This window comes from Streptosporangium amethystogenes subsp. fukuiense (genome assembly GCF_042665875.1).
GTDB lineage: Bacteria > Actinomycetota > Actinomycetes > Streptosporangiales > Streptosporangiaceae > Streptosporangium > Streptosporangium fukuiense.
Genome location: NZ_JBHTEE010000001.1, coordinates 6,758,170 through 6,775,853, shown reverse-complemented (window position 1 = coordinate 6,775,853; position 17,684 = coordinate 6,758,170). Strand labels below are relative to the sequence as shown.

Below are 17,684 nucleotides of genomic sequence, written 5' to 3'. Positions count from 1 at the left end.
TCGGACTTGAGATAGCCTTTGCGACCATGAAGTGTTGTTTCCGGCGTTCCAAGGTCATCCAGTGACTGCCTACGACCTGGCCATCATCGGTCTGGGCTACGTCGGCATGCCCCTGGCCAAGGAGGCCACGGCAGCCGGTCTGCGGGTCATCGGCTTCGAGGTCGACCCCGGCAAGATCGCTGCTCTCAACGCGGGCAGGTCCTACATCGACGACCTGACCGACGCCGACCTTGAGCACATGCTGGCGGGGGGATTCACCGCCACGGGGGACGAGTCCGTGCTGGCCGACAGCCGGACCATTGTCATCTGCGTGCCGACCCCGCTCGACGAGGACCACCGCCCCGACCTGTCCGCGGTCGAGGGCGCCACCGGCACCGTCGCACGTAACCTTCGCGCGGGCTCGCTGGTGGTTCTGGAGTCCACCACCTGGCCCGGCACCACCGACGAGGTCGCCCGCCCCATCCTGGAGGAGGGCTCCGGCCTCACCGCGGGCACCGACTTCCACCTCGCCTTCTCGCCCGAGCGCATCGACCCGGGCAACCCCAAGTACGGCCTGCGCAACACCCCGAAGGTCGTCGGCGGCTACACCTCCGCCTGCAAGGACCGCGCGGTCGGGTTCTACTCCCAGTTCATCGAGCAGGTCGTGCCGGTCAGCGGCACCCGCGAGGCCGAGATGGCCAAGCTCCTGGAGAACACCTACCGCCACGTCAACATCGCCCTCGTCAACGAGATGGCGATCTTCTGCGACGAGCTGGGTGTCGACCTCTGGGAGTCGATCGAGGCCGCCGCCACCAAGCCGTTCGGCTTCCAGAAGTTCCTCCCCGGACCGGGTGTCGGCGGTCACTGCATCCCCGTCGACCCGTCCTACCTCTCCTACACGGTGCGCAAGCTGGGCTATCCGTTCCGCTTCGTCGAGCTGGCCCAGGAGATCAACGAGCGGATGCCGTCGTACGTGGTGGCCCGCGTGCAGCGCCTGCTCAACCGGCACAGGAAGCCGGTCAACGGCTCCAGAGTGCTGTTGCTCGGTGTCACATACAAGCCCGACATCGCCGACGAGCGCGAGACCCCGGCCTTGCCGGTCGCGCGGGCGTTGCGGGAGCTGGGCGCGGAACTGGTCTTCACCGACCCGTACGTCAAGGACTGGCGGGTCGACGGAGTCCAGGTGCCGCGCGAGGAAGACCTCGCCAGGGGAGTCGTCGAAGCCGACGTGACGCTGTTGCTCCAGCAACACGCCGCCTTCGACCTGTCGATTGTCGAGGACCAAGGCAAGCTCGTGCTCGACACCCGAGGCGTGCTCGCCGAGGGTGAACGCGTCGAGCGGCTCTAGCGACGAAGGGCTGCGCGCAGTGCACGTGCTCGTCATGACCGTGGTGCATCATCCCGAGGACGCCCGGATCCTGCACCGGCAGATCCGCGCGCTCGTGGACGCCGGTCATGAGGTCACGTACGCGGCCCCGTACACGGCGCGGGGCGTCATGGCCCGATCCTGGGTGAACGGCATCGACCTTCCCCGTGCCGCCGAGCGCAAGCGGCTGTCGGCGGTGCGCGCCGCGCGCAAGGTCTTCAAGCGCATGCGCGGGCAGGTGGACCTGGTGGTCATCCACGACCCCGAGCTGCTGCTCGCGGTGGTGGGAGTGCGCAAGCGGCCCCCGGTGGTCTGGGACGTGCACGAGGACACTCCGGCGACGCTGTCGCTGAAGCCCTGGCTGCCGGCGTTCCTCCGCCCGCCGGTGCGCTTCATGGCCCGCCTCCTCGAAGGCACCGCCGAGCGATACCTGCACCTGCTGCTGGCCGAGACCGCCTACGCCGGACGGTTCCGCCAGGCCCACCTGGTGGTGCCCAACGAGACCTGGGTGCCCGACGAGGTGACGCCGCCGGGCGACGACCGCATCGTCTACCTCGGCTGGCTGTCGGAGGCGCGCGGGGTGCGCGAGGCCATCGAGGTGGCACGGCTGCTCCAGCCGTACCGGGTGGCGGTCGAACTGATCGGCTACGCCGACCCGCAGTCGCGGCCGACGCTGAACGAGGCGGTGGCGGAGGGTGTGCTGGAGTGGCGAGACTTCATGCCCAACGACGAGGCGCTCAAGCGGCTCGACGGCGCGCTGGCCGGCCTCTCCCTGCTGCACGACGAGCCCAACTACCGGCACTCCATGCCCACGAAGATCGTGGAGTACATGGCCCACGGCATTCCGGTGATCACCACCCCCTCGCCCCGCGCGGTGGAACTGGTCGAGCGCTACGACAGCGGCATGGTCGTGCCCTGGCGGGATCCCAAGGCCGTGGCCCAGGCCGTGCTCTTCCTCCGCGACGACGTCTCGGCGAGGCATGCCCAGGGCGCTCGGGGGTATGCGGCGGCCCGTGCGAACCACCACTGGCCCAACTCGGCCCGTCGTTTCGTCGCTCAGCTGGAGGCGTGGGCGGGCGTCAAGAGCTGATTTCCGGTATGACAAAGCTCCTTATGTCTGCCAGATCACAAGAACGGTAGTGTCCTGAACGTGCGCTGGCTCATCGCTTTCCTGGGCGTGGCGATCCTCGCGGGAGTGGCGGCGTTCGTGATGATCACGCCCGTCGAAGACGGCTCTCCGACCAGTGGGAGCTCGCCGCTCTCGCCCTCGCCCTCCCCTTCGGTGCCGGTGCCGGAGGCGACCGAGTTCACCGACCCGTGTGGAACGTTCGACACGGCCATGGGGGCGCCGTACGCGATCACCGGCTACTGGCTCGTCCCGACCGCCGACCACTGCACCTGGCGGCGGCAGTTCGCCGCCATCCACAAGGTGGGCGGCGACACCGTGATCCGGATCGGCTGGGGCCTGCAGGCCCGCAGGGTCGACGACGACGGCCGGATCCTCGACCGCGAGGGAAAGATCGATTCCCGCTACGAACCGTGTGAGGAGAACGGGGTGCCGTGCGTGACCGCGGCGGAGAACGACCTCAAGGCCGCCAACCCGGGCAACCGGGTGAGCTGGACGTTCGTGTACCGGACCGACGAGGCGTTCGGCTCCCAGCTCTTCCGCTGCCCCGAGTTCGAGCGGAAGATCGTCACAAGGAAGACCGTCTTCTACCGGATCGTCGCCACCGACGACGGCAGCGACGACGCGAGCTGCGAGAACATCAGGGGCAAGGGGCGCGGCTACCACGTGATCCTGATCGCGGGCGCGCACGAGGACAGCCTCACCGAGCTGCTCGACCTCGGTGACCAGTTCGGGGTGAAGGTGTTCCCCGCGCTGCCGCTGGCCCCCCGCGACCCGGCGCAGCAGACCCGGGCCGCCAAGCAGGGCACGGACACGCTCACCACGCTCACCCGGCGCATCATGCAGGACTACGGTGCCCGCTTCCGGGACCGGCCCTCGCTGGGCGGCTTCTACCAGCCGTTCGAGCTGCAGATGCGGGAGATGAAGTACACCGGAGAGTCGGACGACGACCATCCGACGCTCAAGATGTACGCCTCGCAGCACCAGATCGTCGAGCAGGAGATGCCCGGCAGCCCCGTCCTGGTCAGCCCCTACCTCGACGCCCGCAAGGACAAATCGTTCAGCGCCACTCCCAAGCAGGTGGCCAGGGGCTTCGAGGCCCTGGTCAGAACCGGGGTCGGGATCATCGCGCCGCAGGACAGCCGGGGAACGGGGAAGGTCGGGTTGTTCTGGCCCGACCAGCGCGAGGAGAAGGCCGACAGGCGGCTGTGGCCGGTCGTCGGGGAGAAGCGCAACGGCGATGCCTACCACGGCTCGACCCGCGACTACTACCGGGAGATGTCGACCGTCCGGACGGAGATGGCCGAGCAGGGCCACAACGTGGAACTCTGGGCCAACGTCGAGGCGTTCGAGCCGTCCGGAGAGGAGACCTGCGCGGCCGGGTACGACAGGGGGAGCACCGACAAGGAACGGCTCGACACGGCCGTGGCGCAGGTCGGACGCTATGTCTCCAAGGTCGTCTCCTACATGTGGAGCGACTTCTACACCTGCGGCTCGCCCTCCCTCGCCGAGGAGATCGCCCGCGACTGGAACCGGCCCATCGCGGCCGACGCGGTCCGCATGCAACGCGACATCCAGGACGGCATGGAGATCCGCGGTTACAACATGCCCATGGGCTCCAAGGTCACGATCACCTGGGAGGGGCAGCAGGAGCCCCGTGTCGTCGACGTGGCCGGGGTGAACCTCACGGACATGCCGCCCGGTCTGCCGGTGCGGATGGAGACCGCGTGGATCCCGTTCGACTGGTCCCAGGTGCCCGAGGACACCTGGGTCAAGGTCTCGGTCGCCGCGGCCGACGGGCGTGCCGCCTCCGAGCCGTTGCACGTCCGGGTGAGGCTCTGACCGGTGTAACGTGCCTGCCATGGTTCCGCGCATTCCCGTCAGCGTGGACCTGGTCGTCCTCACGGTGCGTTTCCAGGCGCTGTGCGCGCTCGTCTGGCGGCGCGACAAGCCGCCGTACGAGGGACGCTGGGCCCTGTCAGGCGGCTTCATCCATCTCGACGAGGATCTGCCCGCCGCGGCGGAGCGGATTCTCGCGGAGCGGGCCGGTCTGCCGGGCGCGCCCGTGCACCTGGAACAGCTCCAGACCTACGGCTACCCCGACCGCGACCCGCGCCAGCGTGTGCTGAGCGTCGCCTACCTCGGTCTCGCCCCCGACCTTCCGGCCTCCACCGAGGCGCACATGAGCTGGCAGCCGGTCTCCTCGCTACTGCGCGAGATGGCCTTCGACCACCGGCGCATCATGGTCGACGGGATCGAGCGGGCCCGGGGCAAGCTGGAGTACACCCCGCTCGGCGCGGCCTTCTGCCCGCCGGAGTTCACCGTCGCCGAGCTGCGCCGGGTCTACGAGATCGTCTGGGGCCGTGTCCTCGACCCGCGGAACTTCCACCGCAAGGTCACCAAGGCCGAGGGTTTCCTGGTGCCCACCGGTGACACCACCACCCGCGACGGCGGCCGCCCCGCCAAGCTCTACCGCCGTGGGCCCGCCACGATGCTCCACCCCCCGATGCTCCGCTCCCTCAAGGACTGACGGCCCTTTCCGGCGTGGTACGCCGGGGATCTCCGCCTGGGTCTCCGCGGCACCCGCCGGGCTCCAGGAAGGACCTCACCGGCCTGCCGACCGGTCAAGGCCGAGGGTCGCCGATCTCCGTCAGATCGATGTCGATGTCGTAGGGGAGACCGAGCTTCAGCCGGTTCTGGTGAACGCCGGTGAGTGCGTACACCCCGGTCACCGGGTTCAGTTCGTAGACGTGGACGCTGGGGCGGCCCTCGACGTTCTCGATCCGCCAGAAATGGGGGATGCCGGCCTGGGCGTACATCTGGGGCTTACGGTTGCGATCGCGCTCCTCGGACTCCTCGGAGACGACCTCGATGGCGAGCAGCACGTCTTCCGCCTCGTAGAAAGTCCGCATCATGTCGGAGGGCGCGTGTGCGTGCAGGATCACCAGGTCTGGCTCCGGCCGTTGACGTCGCCCCAGTTTCACCGTCATCTCCCGCTCTACCCGAAGGTGTGCGGGTGCCGTCCGATCAAGCTCTCTGTGCAGGAGGAAGAGCACGAGAGCGTGAAAACGGGTCTGGGGGCTCACGAACACGAGGGTGCCATCGATCAGTTCCGTATGAGGAGGGATCCCCGGAAGCCGGTCGAGGTCATCGGCGGTAAAGCCCTCTATGGGGGGGATCGCCCAGTCGGGGATGGGCTCGACGTCGGCCAGCGGTGCGATGCTCATGTCGTCCTTCCGCTCGGGCATGCCTCTCACCTCCAGTCTTACAGGATGATGCCTCATCCGCCCGCTGCTCATAAAGTAAGGCCATGCCTCGTTTCCGCGCGATCCTGGACACAATGCCCCCTTACCGGGCGGGCAAGGCCGTGGTGTCCGCCGACGGCCGGTCCTACAAGCTCTCCTCGAACGAATCCCCCTACGAGCCGCTGCCCTCGGTCGTCGAGGCGGTCGCCAGGGCCGCGGGTCAGATGCACCGCTATCCCGACCCGGCCGCCACCGGGCTGACCGAGGCGCTCGCCGAGCGGTTCGGCGTGCCGGCCGAGCACATCGCGCTCGGCGCGGGCTCGGTGACGGTGGCCCAGCAGCTCTTCGAGACCGTGAGCGAGCCGGGCGCCGAAGTGATCTACGCCTGGCGGTCCTTCGAGGCGTACCCGCTCTTGGCCGATCTGGCGGGGGCGACCTCGGTGCGGGTCCCGCTGCTGGGCGAGGGGCACCATCTGGAGGCCATGGCCGACGCGATCACCCCGCACACCCGCATGATCTTCGTCTGCAACCCGAACAACCCCACCGGCACCGTGGTCCAGGCGGCCGAGTTGGAGGCGTTCCTCGACCGGGTTCCGCAGGACGTGCTGGTCGTGCTCGACGAGGCGTACCACGAGTACGTCAGGGACGCCGGGGTCCCCGACGGGGTCGACGTCTACCGCGACCGGCCGAACGTGGCGGTGCTGCGTACCTTCTCCAAGGCGTACGGCCTGGCCGGGCTCCGGGTGGGCTACCTGATCGCCGCGGAGCCGGTGGCGTCGGCGGTCCGCAAGACGACCGTGCCGTTCGCGGTCAACCAACTCGCCCAGGTCGCGGCGATCGCCTCGCTGGCGGCCGAGGAGGAGTTGCTGGAGCGGGTCGAGGTCGTGGTCAAGGAGCGCGACCGGGTCCGCGGAGCGCTCGTCGCCCAGGGCTGGACGGTGCCGGCGACCGAGGCCAACTTCGTCTGGCTCCGGCTCAACGAGCGCACGCTGGACTTCGCCGAGGCGTGCGCGGCCGAGGGCGTCGCGGTGCGGCCCTTCGCCGGCGAGGGCGTCCGGGTCTCCATCGGCGAGCCCGAGGCCAACGACACCTTCCTGGCGGTCGCCGCGGCCTTTCCGAGGGGCTGACCGCCTCGCCGCGGCGCTTCCGGCACCGGCCGGGAGCGCCGTGGCGGGATGACCACCGCGCGAGGGCGAGCCCGTGGCCTACACGGTCGCGGGCTCAGGGCCGGAGACGGGTTCCGGCTTCTTGCGCCGCTCCGTGGAGACCACCAGGGCCACGCCGAGGACGATCACCAGGCCGCCCACGATCATCGAACCGGTGACCTCCTCGCTCAGTACGAGGGCGCCCAGCACGACCGCCACGACCGGGTTGACGTAGGCGTAGGTGGAGACCAGCGAGATCGGGGCGTTGTTCAGCAGCCACACGTACGCCGTGAAGCCGACCAGCGACCCGACCATGATCAGGTAGGCGAGCGCGATCCACGACCGGGTGGAGACGTCCGCGAGGTCGACGTGCTCGCCCACCACGGTGGCGGTCAGGGCGAGCCCGACGCCGCCGGCGGCCATCTCGACGGCGCTCGCGGTGAAGGGGTTCGCGGGCATCGGGATGCGGGAGGTCAGGAACGAGCCGACCGACCAGGACAGCGACGCCAGCAGGATGATCACGATTCCGGTGCTGTCGGCCGCGCTGCCCCCACCGGTCAGCGAGAGGACCGCCACACCGCCGAACCCGATGAGCACCCCGGCGAGCGTCAGTACCTGCGGCCGGTCCCTGAACAGGACCCTGAAGATCACGAGCCAGAGTGGTGTCGAGGCCACCAGCAGCGCCGCCAGTCCGCTGGAGATGTGCTGCTCGGCCACGGCGACCATGCCGTTGCCGCCGTTCAGCAGCAGCAGGCCGACCAGGGCGGCCCCACCGGCCTCCTTCCAGGTCATCCGGAAGGACTCGCGCCCCTTCAGCAGGCGCACCGTGACGCCGAGGACGAGCGCGGCCGTGACGAAGCGGATGGCGCCGCTGAGCAGCGGGGGCATCGTCTCGATCACGATCATGATCGCGAGGTAGGTGGATCCCCACACCACGTACACGATCGCCAGCGCCCCCCAGACGAGGAGCGCCTTACGGCTGTCAGCACTGTCATGACGCATAGCTCGTGACAATACTGGCAAGGCCCGACATATCGCACGCGGGGTTCGGTCCCCTCCGCCACGCTGAGATCGACGCTCGCGGCCTGGCGGACCCTCGCCGCGCCGGGGCGGGCGGACCGTGCCCCCGCCGGTCGTGCCACGCCGAGCCGGACGGGCCGTGACCTGGGAGGTTCCGCCGTCCGGGTGCGGCGGAAGCCTCCAGGTCGAAAGGCGGAGGGCTCAGCGGGTGCCGAGCTTCTCCACGATCAGCCGGTACAGCTGGCGGGGACGGCCGGGCTGCGGCGTCCGGTTCGGCGGAAGCGGCCACGCGAGTCCCTCGTCTACCAGCGTGCGCAGCAATCGCCGTGCCGTACGCGGGGTGACGCCCAGCATCTTGCCCGCGCCCTCCGCGTCCACCACCGTGTCCCCACCCTCAAGTTTGGCGGCCAGCCGGGCCAGCACCTCCACACCCTTGGGCTTCAGCGGTCCCGTGCCCTGGGGAGGCATCCTGGGAGCCGGGATCAGTGCCCTGCCCTCGCGGTCGACCGCGAAGCCCTGGGCCTGCTTGCCCGCCTGGGTACGCGCCAGAGCGGCCCTGGCGTGCGACTCGGCGTCGTGGGTGGTACGGCCCATGCCGACGCCGACCTCGACCGCCAGGCCGAGCTCGTCGCGGACCCGCGCGGCGAACGGCAGGACCCGGAACCCCTCGGTGGCCGAGGCCACCGAGCCGCGGGTCGCGGTGACCATGTAGCTGTGATCGTCGACCGCGGTGACCGACGCGTTGATCCGGTTGGCCTCCTGCACCAGCAACCGGTGCAGGGAGAGCCGGAGCTCGTCGCGCCAGTAGCGTGGCGCGGCCCGGCGGACCGGCTCGCGCAACGTGGGCACCTCCACCAGGACCACGGTGAGTTGTGACTCCTCCAGCCGGTGGTGCGCGCCGAGCAGCGCCGCCGTGTGCAGCGCCGTACGCACCGCGGCGGAGGTGGGGCGGATCCTGACCACGGGCACCCCTGCCGTCTGAAGGCGGTCGGCGACCGCGGGCAGGCAGGTGAGCGCCCCGCTCGTGCTGCCCTGGCGGGCGAGGCGTTCGTGGAAGGCCGCGATCGTGCCGGTGGCGCCCGGCTCGTCGCGGCTCTGCACGTCCCCTGAGGGAAGGCTCAGATCGCTATAGGCCTCCTCGACCTCTGCTCTGCTCAGGATGTCGATGCTGACCCTGCGCGGGTCTATCCGCTCGTCCAGCGCGGCCCTCGCCAGCGCGGCGATCAGCGCGGCGCCGCCGAGCTGGACATACGTCGCGGGCATCGTCAGCACCCCCGATCGCCGGGCCAGGTCGTAGGGGACCGGGCTGGCGAACAGACATGCGTCCACCCCGGCTCCCAACCGAGTGACCTTGTCCGCGGCCTCCTGCTCGTCACGGTATGCCGCCGCCACCAGGCGGCAGGGTAACGGGGCCGCCGCGTGCCCCATCAACATCACCCGTTCAACGAGGTCATGGGGGCCCACCACACCGATGGTGAGGTCTGGTGTCATGGCACCCGGGCGTGACACTCGTGGCGCTTCTTCGGCCCGCTCGACCAATGTTCGTCCCATCATGCCGTCCGTTTGTTTTCGGCTCTCTTTTGGAACGATCGCTTGTGAGGGCCGTAATGTCACGCCCGATTTGCGGCCAATTCCGGAAGCTGCTTCCGGGTTAAACCCATGACTGGCATCGTTTACACAGGTCAGCGCGGTTTTTGAGCAGCTCAAACCCGCTGATTATGATGCTGAAATCTCTCGGCGCACATCGCCGCCCAGGGCCTGCATGCGCTCGGCCAGATAAGAGTGCCCGCGGTCGATGAGATATCCCGATCCGATCACGGTCTCCCCTTCGGCGGCCAGACCCGCGAGCACGAGGGCGATTCCCGAACGCAGGTCGTGAGCGGTCACCTGTGTTCCAGTGAGCGGAGTCGCACCACGAACCACGGCGCTGTTCTCTTTCACTTCAATATCGGCGCCCATTTTGTTCAGTTCTGAGGCCAGAGCGAAACGACCGTCGAAGATTCGTTCATGAATGTAGCTGGCGCCGTCGGCGAGACAGGCGACCGTCATGATCGGTGACTGCAGGTCGGTGGCGAAGCCGGGATAGGTGTCGGTGATCACATTGATCGGACGCAGCGGACGATCCCTGCGCACGTGCAGCACCGCGCCGTGGTCGGCGAACTCCACCCCCATCTGCTCCAGCTTGTAGCGGACCACGCCGAGGTGGTCCAGGTCGGCACCGACCAGGTTGACCTCTCCGCCGGTGACGGCGGCGGCCATGGCGAACACGCCCGCGTCGAGGCGGTCCGGCATCACGGTGTGCTCGACGGCCTGGAGCTCCTCCACGCCCTCCACGGTGATGAACCCGGTGCCGCCGCCGCTGATCTTCGCGCCCATCCGGGTCAGCATGTCGATCACATCGAGGACCTCGGGCTCCAGCGCGGCGTTCTCGATCACGGTGGTGCCGCGTCCGAGGGCGGCGGCCATGATCAGGTTCTCGGTGCCGGTGTGCGACGGGGTGTCCAGGTACAGGGTGGCGCCGGTGAGGCCCGCCGACTTGACGTGGATGACCGCGTCACCCTCGTCCACGATCGCGCCCAGGCGCTTGTAGCCCAGGTAGTGGAAGTCGAGGTTGCGGCTGCCCAGGTTGCAGCCGCCCACGCCCTCGATGATCGCCTCGCCGAGGCGGTGCAGCAGGGCGGGCACGAACAGCACCGAGCCGCGGAAGCGCCGGGCGATCTCCGCGGGCAGCACCGGGCTGCTCAGCGTCGAGGCGTCGATCACCAGTGTGCGCTCCGCCTCGTGGAGCTCGACCTTGGCGCCGACCGTCTCTGCCAGCTCGACCGCACGCCGGACGTCCTCGATGATGGGGACGTTGCGTAGGACCGTGCGACCTTTGGAAGCCAGCAGCGCGGCACCGATCATGGGCAACACGGCGTTCTTGGCACCCTGGATGAAGGCGGTTCCACGAAGTGGGTTGCCACCGCGCACGCGGTAACGGACCATGCGTCATGCTCCTTGGAAGTGTTCTGGGTAACTCGTGTGGCGCGAGGCGGCAGCCGAGGTTATCGGCCAACAGTAGCCGTTGAACGCCCCTGAACCGGCCAGTTCGAGGGTGAACTGCCCATGAACCGGCCGATAAGTCATCTGCCGCCGCCGTGTTGCGCGGCGACCACGCCCTCGCCTGCGGTTTCCGGGCTCGCGGGTGTCACTGTGGGGTGCGGCACCGGGAGCCCCCGGGCCTCGGATGCTACCTGCCCTTCGTGTTCACCGCGGTGGTGAGCGGGGAGGCGGCCGACAGGAGATTGTCGGCCCGCTGGTCCACGAAGCGGGTGACGACCTGCTGTCCGTACCCGAACGCCATCGCCCAGACCAGGATCGCGGGCTGCGAGCCGAGCCCCGCGAAACCGGGCACGAAACCCGAGTTCAGGATCAGCAGCCCGAGCACGGCCGTGGCCACCCCCGCGGGCGCCTTGAGCAGGTTCTGGACGACGGCCAGCGAGTAGCGGGTGGACAGCTCCGAGCGGGTCGACAGCGAGGCGGCGGTGGCCAGCGCCGCGCCCAGCATGCCGATCAGGGCCACCAGCGGGACGTCGCCGTGGCCGGGCCGCAGGCCGCCGGTCGGGCAGATCTGGGCGGGCATCAGCCCCTGGGTGCGGATCACCGACTGGTCGCCGCACATCGGGATGACGTCCGGCCAGATCGCACCGATGACCACCACGCTCAGCACGATCAGGGAGAGCATGACCACCCCGCCGAGGAGCAGGTTGCGGAAGCTGCGGACCCGCCCGGTGTCCATCGCCTGCGCGGTGTACGCGGCCCGGAGCACCGACTGCATCAGCGGCCGGTCGTTCTCACCGAGGTCTCCCGCCGCCAGCCTGGCCTGGAGGTGGACAAGCCGGGGGTCGTCACCGGGCAGGTAGGCCCGGCCGATCGCGACCACCTCCGGCGCCCGCCCGCACAGCTCCGCCACCGGCAGCACGCCGTACAGCATCACGGTGGCGCTGTTGACGTTGGACCAGGCGCCCTCGATGGCCTGGCCGGTCAGCCAGCGCCGCACGCCGTGCCTGCTGCGCGCGTACGCCTGCGCGCGGGCCAGGTGTGTGCCGATGCCCTCGCCCGCCGAGACCAGCCGGCCCGCCTCGTCGCACATCGTCAGGGCGCGCTCGGCGTCGGCCCTGATCTCCTCGCTCCGGGTGGCCACGTAGACCCGCCAGGTCCCCGGCCAGCGCAGCACGCCGGTGTCGCCGATCCGCTCGGCGGTCAACGCTGGATCAAGCGACATCGTTCCTCCGGGGGGCGGAGTCGGCCTGGGCGGGGCACCGATGCCCCAGGCTTATCGCGACATGCCGATCAGGCGCTACCCGAATGCGGGCCGGTGCCCCGGCCTTCAGTCCGGGGTGAAGGCGGCACGGGCTGAATCCCCGGGGAGCGCGTCAAGCCTCACCGGGAAGGCCGTGCCGCCTTCAGAGGGCGCGGCCCGCGATGTCGGTGCGGTGGTGCGAGCCGCGCAGCCGGATGTGCTCCACCGCCTCGTAGGCCGCCGCCCGTGCCGCGGGGACGTCGGGCCCGGTGCCGACCACGCTGAGCACCCGGCCGCCGTTCGAGACGATCCGGTCGCCGTCCGGCGCGGTGCCCGAGTGCAGCACGTAGGCGTCCTCGACCGGGTCGGACAGCCCTTCGATCACGTCGCCCTTCACCGGATCCGCCGGGTAGTTCTCCGCCGCGATCACCACGGTCACCGCGGCTCCGTCGCGATAGGAGAGCGGCCCGAACCGGTCGAGCGTCCCGTTCGCGCAGGCGAGCAGCAGGCCCGCGAGGGGCGTCTGGAGCCGGTCCAGCACGACCTGGGTCTCCGGGTCGCCGAACCGCGCGTTGAACTCGATCACCTTCGGGCCCTTGGAGGTGAGGGCCAGCCCCACGTACAGCACCCCCGTGTACGGCATGCCACGCCTGGCCAGCTCGGTCACGGTCGGTATGACGGTCTCGGCCATCACCTGGTCGGCGAGGTCGTCCGGGGCCCACGGCAGCGGCGTGTAGGCACCCATCCCGCCGGTGTTGGGGCCCTGGTCGTCGTCGTAGGCGCGCTTGTGGTCCTGGGCGGGCTGGAGCGCCACGGCCGTGGCGCCGTCGCAGAGCGCGAACAGCGAGACCTCGGGGCCGTCGAGGAACTCCTCGACGACCACCCGCCCGCAGGCGGCGGCGTGCCGGAGCGCCTCCTCGCGGTCGTCGGTGACCACCACGCCCTTGCCGGCGGCCAGGCCGTCGTCCTTGACCACGTACGGGGTGCCGAACTCGTCGAGCGCCGCGGCGACCTCCTCCGGCGTGACGCAGCTGTGGGACCGCCCGGTGGGCACGCCCGCCGCGACCATGACGTCCTTGGCGAAGGACTTGGAACCCTCGATCTGGGCCGCCTGCCGTGAGGGGCCGAAACAGGGGATGCCGGCCTGCCTGACGGCGTCGGCGACGCCGGCGACCAGCGGGGCCTCGGGGCCGATCACGACCAGCTCCGCCCGGAGCCGCTCGGCCAGTTCGGTAACCGCGGCCGGGTCTGTCGGTACCACCGGATGCAGGGTCGCGACCTGCGCGATACCCGCGTTTCCGGGAGCACAGTGAACCTCGGTGACCTGGGGGTCCGCCGCCAGCGACCGGCACAGGGCGTGTTCACGCCCGCCGGTTCCAATCACAAGAACGCGCACTTGTCAGAGCCTATCGTCCCTGCGGATCGTCCCTCGGGCCGTGTCCGGCACGCCCGGATTTCGCCGGTGCCCGAACCCCCCAGGGTTATCCATAGCCTGTGGATAACCCTGGGGGGTTCGCGAGGTGTCGGTACGCACGAGAGGTACCGGTAAACAGGGTGTGAATTTTGTCAGGTTGTGCATGATCGATGCTTGAACCTGGGAGTAAGCTGAGAGCCATTCCCCCGTTCGTGTTAAGTTTTGAGTTGCTTTGCGTGTCCCTTGCTGATTGGAGGTGGTTCGGGATGTCCTCTGGCGATCCCAGCAGTACGTGCTCGCGCACGCCTGCTGTGCGCACCCTCGACCACCCCATCTCGGTGCCCGACCGGCACCGCACGCATCGCCGCCTCCCCTTGTGGTGACAGCGCATCGCGTGCGGAATCCCGCCAGGTTGGGCGGGAAAGGCTCGCCATGCGCTCCTCGCTCCTTTTTCCCCGTATCAAGCACGCCCGCACGATCCGTGCCCCGCACGCGCCCGCCGTCTCGCTCGGTGTGCGGATGAGCGGTGTCTGCGTCCCGCCGAGCGACTCGCTCGTCGAGTACGCCGCCTACATCGACGGCAAGAAGATCGAGGCCCTGGGCATCCCCGACGCCCTGGAGCTCGTCCGCGCGCACAACGCGTCCGTCGAAGGGAACAACGCCTTCGTCTGGGTCGGCCTGCACGAGCCCGACGCCCCCGAGGTCGAGTGGCTGGCGGAGGTCTTCGCCCTGCACCCGCTCGCCGTCGAGGACGCCGTCAAGGCTCACCAGCGACCCAAGGTCGAGCGCTACGGCGACTCGTTGTTCGTGGTCCTGAAGACCGTCGCCTACCTCGACCACGACGTGCTGACCGCGACCAGCGAGATCATCGGCACCGGAGAGATCATGGTGTTCGTCGGCACCGACTTCGTGGTGACCGTGCGGCACGGCCGGCACTGCCCGCTCTCGGAGGTGCGGGAGCGCCTTGAGGACAAGCCCAAGCTGCTCAGCCGGGGCCCCACCGGCGTGCTGCACGCGATCGCCGACCACGTCGTCGACAAGTACCTCACCGTGGCCGACCGGATGCAGACCGAGCTGGAGGACGTCGAGGCGATGGTCTTCGCGGACGTCAGCGCCCGCGACATCGGCCGGATCTACAACCTCAAGCGCGAGATGATCGAGATGAAGCGGTCCGTCACACCGCTCCAGGCGCCGATGTCCACGCTGGCCCAGCGCCGGATGATCCCCTCCGAGATGCGTGAGTACTTCCGTGACGTCGTCGACCACCTGGCCCGCGTCTGCGAGCAGGTCGAGTCGTCCAACGAACTCTGCAACTCCATACTGCAGGCGGCGCTCGCCCGTTCCAACGCGCTCGCCAACGAGGACATGCGGAAGATCTCCTCGTGGGTCGCCATCATGGCCGTCCCCACGATGATCGCCGGCATCTACGGCATGAACTTCGAGCACATGCCCGAGCTCGACTCCGTCTTCGGCTACCCGCTGGTGCTCGGCGTGATGGTCGTCGCCTGCACGCTGCTCTACCGTGGCTTCCGCCGCAACGGCTGGATGTGATCCGATCCCTCAGGCGCTCACCGGGCGGGCGGGGGTGACCGGCTTCGGGATACGCATGCCCCGCCCGGCCCACAGGGCGATCATCCGGTCGGGATAGTCGGTGACGATCGCGGCCGCCCCGAGATCGAGCAGTTCGGCCGCCCGCCCGGGGTCGTTGACGGTCCACACGGCCAGCGGCAGGTCGGCCTTCTCCGCTCGCCGGGCGAGCTCGGGGTCGACCATCACGTGCTCGGGGGAGAGCGTGGTGCCTCCGGCCTCGGCGGCGGCGGCCGGGATGTCGCCGCCGAAGTCCTCCAGACGGAGGCCGTCGAGCCAGGCGCTGTCCATGGTGGCACGTTCGATCAGGGCGTACCGCCCGGTCGCGGGGGCCAGGGAACGGGCGATCCGCAGGACGCGCCAGTCGAAGCTGAGGATGGCCGCCCGGTCGAGCCTGCGGTGCCGGTCGAGCTCGGCGACCACCATCTCGGTGAACTCACCGACCTCGGCGCTCAGGTCGGGCCTGGTCGGGTCCGACTTGAGCTCCACGTGCACCCGCACCCCGTCGGCTCCGTAGGCGTCCATCAGCCCCAGCACGGAACCCAGGGTCGGCATCCGGGTGTTCGGCACCGGCAGCTGGGTCGGGACGAAACGGTCTTCGGGGTGGCGCGGCACCCGTACTCCGCACTCCAGCGTGCGCAGCTGCGCCAGCGTGAGCTCGCCGACGGGCCTGCCCACGTACGGGAAGGCGGGATCGCCGCGGAAGGCGGGCCGGACGTCGGTACTGGTCACAGCGGACACGGTGAGGTCGTGTGTGAGCACCAGCCGCCGATCGGCGGTCAGTGCGACGTCGAGCTCCAGTGCGTCGACGCCCAGCTCCAGGGCGTGGGCGAAACCGGGCAGGGTGTTCTCGGGACGGAGCCCACGGGCCCCACGGTGACCGTGAATCTCGGCATGCACACAGGGACCTTATCCATCTCGCGTACCGATCCCCCATTACGGCTCGCGCCTCGGCGACGCCGGGCATGGCCGTACCGGTCGAAACCATGCCCTTGGCACTTTCGCCCGCCGCGGTGCCGCCGGCCATCGCGCTTCGTGCGGCGTCACCCGGCCGGTCCCCGCCGCGGCGGGGACCGGCGGGAACGGACCTAGATCAGCGGGTGGATCTGGAGCGTCTCGGTGCGGCCGGGGCCGACGCCGATCGCGGAGATCCTGGAGCCGCTCATCTGCTCCAGGGCCTTCACGTAAGCCTGCGCGTTGGCGGGCAGCTCCTCGAAGCTCCTGACGCCGGTGATGTCCTCCTGCCAGCCGGGGAACTCCTCGTACACCGGCTTGGCGTGGTGGAAGTCGGTCTGGGTCATCGGGATCTCGTCATACCGGACCCCGTCGACCTCGTAGGCGACGCAGACGGGAATCCTCTCCAGGCCGGACAGCACGTCCAGCTTGGTGAGGAAGTAGTCGGTGACACCGTTGATACGGGTGGCGTACCGGGCGATGACCGCGTCGAACCAGCCGCAGCGGCGGTTGCGGCCGGTGGTCACCCCGTACTCGCCGCCGGTGGTGCGCAGCCAGTCGCCCATCTCGTCGTCGAGCTCGGTCGGGAACGGACCCGAGCCGACGCGGGTGGTGTACGCCTTCAGGATGCCGATCACGCGGGTGAGCCGGGTCGGCGGGATGCCGGAACCCGAGCAGGCGCCGCCGCTCGTCGGAGAGGAGGAGGTGACGAACGGGTAGGTGCCGTGGTCGATGTCGAGCAGGTTGCCCTGCCCGCCTTCGAGCAGCACGACCTTGCCCTCGTCCAGGGCCCTGCTGAGGATCAGCGAGGTGTCGGCGATGTGCGGCTTGAGGCGCTCGGCGTAGCCGAGATACTCGTCTAGGACCTTGTTCGCGTCGATCACCCGACGGTTGTAGATCTTGGTGAGGATCTGGTTCTTCTCGCCCAGCGCGACCTCGATCTTCTTCTGCAGGATGCCCGGGTCCAGCAGGTCCTGGACCCGCACGCCCATCCGGTAGATCTTGTCGCCGTACGCGGGGCCGATGCCGCGCCCGGTCGTGCCGATCTTGGCCTTGCCGAGGTAGCGCTCGGTGACCTTGTCGAGGGCCTTGTGGTGAGGCATGATCAGGTGCGCGTTGGCGGAGATCAGCAGCCGCTCGGAGGAGACCCCCCGGGCCTCAAGCCCGTCGATCTCGCTCAGCAGCACGCCCGGGTCGATGACGACACCGTTGCCGATCACGGGGATGACGTTCGGTGAGAGCACTCCCGTCGGCAGCAGGTGCAGTGCGTACTTCTGGTCGCCGATGACGACCGTGTGGCCCGCGTTGTTGCCTCCCTGGTATCTGACGACGTAGTCGACCTGATCGCCAAGCAGGTCGGTCGCCTTACCCTTGCCCTCATCGCCCCACTGGGCACCAACGAGAACGACAGCCGGCATTGTGATTCTCCCACCGCAAAAACGAAAACCCCTGGCGCAATCGCTACAGGGGCTCTTGCGTGGTGAGAATACCCGACGGCGTCCGAAATGGGGATCTCCCACCTCGGGGCGAGAGATCCCACGGGCAGATCAAGGGGCTGATCAGGGC

Annotated in this window: 14 protein-coding genes; 6 read left to right on the top strand and 8 right to left on the bottom strand. The window is 69.4% G+C overall.

Features of this window, described 5'->3' with window-relative positions:
• Positions 1-61: 61 nt before the first annotated feature.
• Genes ACFQVD_RS29665 through ACFQVD_RS29650 form a run of 4 tightly spaced genes read left to right on the top strand, consistent with a single transcriptional unit; the run spans position 62 to position 5,001 of the window.
• Positions 62-1,327, top strand: a complete 1,266-nt coding sequence (locus ACFQVD_RS29665; RefSeq protein WP_343961611.1) for a nucleotide sugar dehydrogenase — start codon at positions 62-64, stop codon at positions 1,325-1,327.
• 19 nt (positions 1,328-1,346) lie between these two features.
• Positions 1,347-2,435, top strand: coding sequence for a glycosyltransferase (locus tag ACFQVD_RS29660; RefSeq protein WP_343961613.1), 1,089 nt, complete (start codon positions 1,347-1,349; stop codon positions 2,433-2,435).
• Positions 2,436-2,495: 60 nt separating this feature from the next.
• On the top strand, positions 2,496-4,313 hold the full coding sequence (locus tag ACFQVD_RS29655) for a DUF4434 domain-containing protein (protein WP_343961615.1): 1,818 nt from the start codon (positions 2,496-2,498) through the stop codon (positions 4,311-4,313).
• A 19-nt stretch (positions 4,314-4,332) separates the two neighbouring features.
• Positions 4,333-5,001 carry an NUDIX hydrolase gene (locus tag ACFQVD_RS29650; protein ID WP_343961618.1) on the top strand — a complete coding sequence of 223 codons (669 nt, stop codon included), beginning with the start codon at positions 4,333-4,335 and terminating at the stop codon, positions 4,999-5,001.
• A gap of 94 nt (positions 5,002-5,095) precedes the next feature.
• Here ACFQVD_RS29650 and ACFQVD_RS29645 read toward each other — a convergent pair whose 3' ends face one another.
• Positions 5,096-5,719, bottom strand: coding sequence for a Uma2 family endonuclease (locus tag ACFQVD_RS29645; protein WP_343961620.1), 624 nt, complete (start codon positions 5,717-5,719; stop codon positions 5,096-5,098).
• A gap of 62 nt (positions 5,720-5,781) precedes the next feature.
• On the opposite strand from ACFQVD_RS29645, the gene hisC reads away from it, so the two are divergent.
• Positions 5,782-6,843 (top strand): histidinol-phosphate transaminase, encoded by a 1,062-nt coding sequence (hisC, locus tag ACFQVD_RS29640; protein ID WP_343961622.1) that lies wholly within the window; start codon positions 5,782-5,784, stop codon positions 6,841-6,843.
• Between the two features lie 78 nt (positions 6,844-6,921).
• Here the strand turns inward: hisC and ACFQVD_RS29635 are convergent, their stop codons facing one another.
• From ACFQVD_RS29635 to purD, 5 genes are all read right to left on the bottom strand, one after another.
• Positions 6,922-7,863, bottom strand: a complete 942-nt coding sequence (locus tag ACFQVD_RS29635; protein WP_343961624.1) for an EamA family transporter — start codon at positions 7,861-7,863, stop codon at positions 6,922-6,924.
• A gap of 219 nt (positions 7,864-8,082) precedes the next feature.
• Positions 8,083-9,372 carry a GTP cyclohydrolase IIa gene (locus ACFQVD_RS29630; protein ID WP_343961626.1) on the bottom strand — a complete coding sequence of 430 codons (1,290 nt, stop codon included), beginning with the start codon at positions 9,370-9,372 and terminating at the stop codon, positions 8,083-8,085.
• Between the two features lie 225 nt (positions 9,373-9,597).
• Complete coding sequence (gene murA / locus ACFQVD_RS29625; protein ID WP_030916131.1) at positions 9,598-10,866, bottom strand: UDP-N-acetylglucosamine 1-carboxyvinyltransferase; 1,269 nt, start codon at positions 10,864-10,866, stop codon at positions 9,598-9,600.
• Positions 10,867-11,110: 244 nt separating this feature from the next.
• The gene (locus ACFQVD_RS29620; protein ID WP_343961630.1) at positions 11,111-12,145 is read right to left on the bottom strand and encodes a hypothetical protein; all 1,035 of its coding nucleotides are present in this window, start codon (positions 12,143-12,145) and stop codon (positions 11,111-11,113) included.
• 181 nt (positions 12,146-12,326) lie between these two features.
• Positions 12,327-13,559, bottom strand: a complete 1,233-nt coding sequence (gene purD / locus ACFQVD_RS29615; protein WP_343961633.1) for a phosphoribosylamine--glycine ligase — start codon at positions 13,557-13,559, stop codon at positions 12,327-12,329.
• Between the two features lie 450 nt (positions 13,560-14,009).
• Between purD and corA the strand changes: the two genes are divergently transcribed.
• The gene (corA, locus tag ACFQVD_RS29610; RefSeq protein WP_343961635.1) at positions 14,010-15,128 is read left to right on the top strand and encodes a magnesium/cobalt transporter CorA; all 1,119 of its coding nucleotides are present in this window, start codon (positions 14,010-14,012) and stop codon (positions 15,126-15,128) included.
• A gap of 9 nt (positions 15,129-15,137) precedes the next feature.
• Here corA and ACFQVD_RS29605 read toward each other — a convergent pair whose 3' ends face one another.
• Both ACFQVD_RS29605 and ACFQVD_RS29600 read right to left on the bottom strand, forming a co-directional pair.
• Positions 15,138-16,064, bottom strand: coding sequence for a glycerophosphodiester phosphodiesterase family protein (locus ACFQVD_RS29605; protein ID WP_343961637.1), 927 nt, complete (start codon positions 16,062-16,064; stop codon positions 15,138-15,140).
• A 188-nt stretch (positions 16,065-16,252) separates the two neighbouring features.
• Entirely contained in the window at positions 16,253-17,536 is a 1,284-nt protein-coding gene (locus ACFQVD_RS29600) for an adenylosuccinate synthase (protein WP_343961640.1), read from the bottom strand.
• Between the last annotated feature and the right edge of the window lie 148 nt (positions 17,537-17,684).

What these genes read in the sequence shown, in the direction of transcription:
- ACFQVD_RS29645 (WP_343961620.1), bottom strand. Translation starts at nt 5,719, where the DNA reads ATGCCCGAGCGGAAGGACGACATGAGCATCGCACCGCTGGCCGACGTC.
- ACFQVD_RS29650 (WP_343961618.1), top strand. Translation starts at nt 4,333, where the DNA reads ATGGTTCCGCGCATTCCCGTCAGCGTGGACCTGGTCGTCCTCACGGTG.
- ACFQVD_RS29620 (WP_343961630.1), bottom strand. Translation starts at nt 12,145, where the DNA reads ATGTCGCTTGATCCAGCGTTGACCGCCGAGCGGATCGGCGACACCGGC.
- corA (WP_343961635.1), top strand. Translation starts at nt 14,010, where the DNA reads ATGCGCTCCTCGCTCCTTTTTCCCCGTATCAAGCACGCCCGCACGATC.
- hisC (WP_343961622.1), top strand. Translation starts at nt 5,782, where the DNA reads ATGCCTCGTTTCCGCGCGATCCTGGACACAATGCCCCCTTACCGGGCG.
- murA (WP_030916131.1), bottom strand. Translation starts at nt 10,866, where the DNA reads ATGGTCCGTTACCGCGTGCGCGGTGGCAACCCACTTCGTGGAACCGCC.
- ACFQVD_RS29635 (WP_343961624.1), bottom strand. Translation starts at nt 7,863, where the DNA reads ATGCGTCATGACAGTGCTGACAGCCGTAAGGCGCTCCTCGTCTGGGGG.
- ACFQVD_RS29600 (WP_343961640.1), bottom strand. Translation starts at nt 17,536, where the DNA reads ATGCCGGCTGTCGTTCTCGTTGGTGCCCAGTGGGGCGATGAGGGCAAG.
- ACFQVD_RS29630 (WP_343961626.1), bottom strand. Translation starts at nt 9,372, where the DNA reads ATGACACCAGACCTCACCATCGGTGTGGTGGGCCCCCATGACCTCGTT.